This is a genomic window from Methylobrevis pamukkalensis (assembly GCF_001720135.1).
GTDB lineage: Bacteria > Pseudomonadota > Alphaproteobacteria > Rhizobiales > Pleomorphomonadaceae > Methylobrevis > Methylobrevis pamukkalensis.
This window is the reverse complement of record NZ_MCRJ01000232.1, coordinates 1-2,029: the sequence shown is the minus strand read 5'-3', so window position 1 is coordinate 2,029 and position 2,029 is coordinate 1. Positions and strand designations below refer to the sequence as shown.

Genomic DNA, 2,029 nt, shown 5'->3' with positions numbered 1-2,029 from the left:
GCCCGGGGGCTTGCGGCCGGGCGGGCGGATGCCGGCGACGTTGTGGCGACGCTGAAGGGCGTGCGCGCCGAGGCGGAAGAGCGGGCAAGGCGCTATGCCCCGCGCGGGCCGTCTGGCCCGTCTTCGTCCGGGCGTGCCCCGGAACCCCCGCCGATGGACACGATTCCCGACGGGCGACCCGAGCCGACGTGGCATCCGGGCGATTTCGATGCGGACGACAGGGGCGACCACGGGGGGGGCGACCACGGAGCTCCGCCGCCCTGGGATGACGACGACGTGCCGGACCCCGGCTCGCCTTCCGGCCCGCCGCCGGAAGACCCGGAGCTTCTGGACAAGATCCGCCGCGCGGCCAGCCTTGACCATTCCGACACCGACAACGCGCGGCGGCTGATCATCCATTTCGGCGCCGACCTGAAGGTGATGGCGCTGGAGGGCGAGCGCAACAGCGACTACCTCGTCTGGTGCGGCACCCACTGGGACGCCAAGGGCGGGCCGGACGCCGCCCTGCGGCTGGCGCAGCGGATCGGCGAGCTGATCCTGCTGGAGGCCGACTTTCTGGCCGCGACCCCGGACGAGGCGACCGCGATGCGCGAGGGCGCGGCGGCGGAAGCCGAGCGCGCCGCGCTGCCGGCACCGGAAGAGTGGACCGACGCCCAGAAGGCGCGCGACCGCGACCTTGCCGGGCTGGTGGCGCGGGGCAAGGGGGCGCGGGCAGCCCTGGACAAGCGCAAGGTGGCGCGCCGGAAATTCGGGGTTTCGACCAAGAACAAGGCGCGGGTGGAGGCGATGCTGTCCATGGCCGCGCCGCACCTGACCGTGGCGACGGCGGCCTGGAACGCCGACCCCTATGTGTTTGCGACGCGCAATCACACCCACCGATTTCTTCCGGGGCACTATGAAGGCGCCAACTCCGGGCGGCGCCTGGTCACGCGAGAGGGCCATGCGCGCGAGGATCTGATCACCCGGATCATCGACGTGAACTTCGACCCGCAGGCAAGCGCGCCGCGCTTTGGCGCCTTCCTGGAGGAGATGCTGCCCGACGAGCGGACGCGGGTCTACGTGCAGACGTTCAACGGGTTGTCGCTGACCGGGGTGCCCATCCAGAAGCTGCTGTTTCACTACGGCTTCGGCGCCAACGGCAAGAGCATCTTCCTGGAGGTGGTGCACCGCGTGTTCGGCGATTTCGCGATCACGCTGGCGGCCGAGACGGTCTCCGGAACCTCCGAACGCTCCGCCCAGGGGGCAACCCCCGACCTTGCCCGGCTCTACGGCAAATGGGGCGTGCGCATTCCCGAACTGCCGAAGGGGCAGCCGCTGCGCGAAAGCCTCGTCAAGACGCTGACCGGCGGCGAGGCGATCCCGGTGCGCAACCTGTTCAAGGGGACGTTCGAATTCGTGCCCGTGGCCAAGCCTCAGGGCTCGGGCAACGGCTATCCGACGCTGGACGGCTCCGACTACGGGATGATGCGGCGGCTGGCGGTGATCTTCTGGCCGGTGACTGTGCCCGAGGCGCGACGGCGGGACTTCAACGAGCTCGTCTCCGATCTCTCGTCCGAACGGGCCGGCATCCTCAACTGGCTGATTGACGGGGCGCTGCACTACTTCGACGAGGGCCTGATCGCCCCGGAGGGCGTGCTGGCGGCGACCGAGGACCTGCAGCACGAGATGGACCCCGTCGGCGCCTTCCAGAAGGCCTGCGTGTGCCATCGGACCGGCTGGAAGGTGACGGCGAGCGAGATGTACGACGGCTATGCCGCTTGGGCGACGGCGAGCGCCATGCGGCCCATGAGCCAGACGATGTTCGGCAGGATCATGAAAACAAAGCTGAAACGGCTGGATGGCGCCGTGCGCGTCTATCCCGACGTGGAGCTTCACAGCGTGCCGCCGCCTCCGCGGAGCGGCGATGACTGGCCGGAGCGGCACTCGTGAGGGTTTGTGAGGGTTTGTGAGGGTCTAGAGAGGGTTTCGGGGCGAAAGGCGTTTGCGATCAAGGGTCCGTGAGGGTTGTGAGGGTTTTGGCCTCGCGTAT

At 69.4% G+C, this 2,029-nt stretch carries 1 protein-coding gene; it reads left to right on the top strand.

Translation table 11 applies throughout. From position 1 onward, the window contains the following. Positions 1-1,929, top strand: a 1,929-nt coding sequence (locus A6302_RS20100; protein WP_210183420.1) for a DNA primase family protein, incomplete at its 5' end; no start/stop codon positions are given. Positions 1,930-2,029 lie beyond the last annotated feature (100 nt).